General features: G+C 45.3%; 1 protein-coding gene. It reads right to left on the bottom strand.

The features are described from left to right. On the bottom strand, positions 1-691 hold a 691-nt coding region (locus tag AB4512_RS23030; RefSeq protein ID WP_372175845.1), incomplete at both ends, for a sugar phosphate nucleotidyltransferase.

Genomic DNA, 691 nt, shown 5'->3' with positions numbered 1-691 from the left:
TGATCTGAATTCGACCATTTGCCGAATCAGTAAACGTAGCTGGTGGTAGTGGCGGGTAATAAGTGTGTAGAGGCCATTTACGGTTGTATAGCGAGAATGGCGCATCTTTCTTAAGAAGGTCCATGTGCGCTTGCCAGTACGCGTCAATCGTACCTACATCGCGCCAGTAAACTTCTTCTTTCTCACCAGTAATACGGTTGGTGCTGAAATCATAAACAAACACATCACCACGTGGGAACATGTTTGGAATAATGTCTTTGCCGAAATCGTGTGTCGAACCTTCTCTATCAGCATCTTCCGTTAGTTCGGCAAAAAGCTCTTTCGCTTCGAACACGTAGTTGCCCATTGAAACGAGCGCTGATTCTGGATCGCCCGGGATCGACTTCGGATTTGCAGGTTTCTCTTCAAAGCCAATCATACGGCCGTCAGCATCAACCTCAATAACACCGAATTCTGATGCTTCAGCAAGCGGCATGCGCAATGCTGATACTGTTAGAGCCGCTTTCTTCTCTTTATGGAAATCAAGCATCTGTTTGATGTCCATCTTATAGATATGGTCTGAACCAAAAATACATACTTGATCAGGTTCTTCCAACTCCATAAAGCCCATGTTTTGGTAGATAGCATCTGCTGTGCCTTCATACCAACGCTTTCCTTTACGCATTTGCGCAGGAATTGGGTCGATAAAACG

Origin of the sequence: Vibrio sp. 10N.222.52.B7 (genome assembly GCF_041474275.1) — a bacterium.
Lineage (GTDB): Bacteria > Pseudomonadota > Gammaproteobacteria > Enterobacterales > Vibrionaceae > Vibrio > Vibrio crassostreae_C.
The sequence above is the reverse complement of the archived record's forward strand: the minus strand, read 5'-3'. Positions and strand labels throughout refer to the sequence as shown.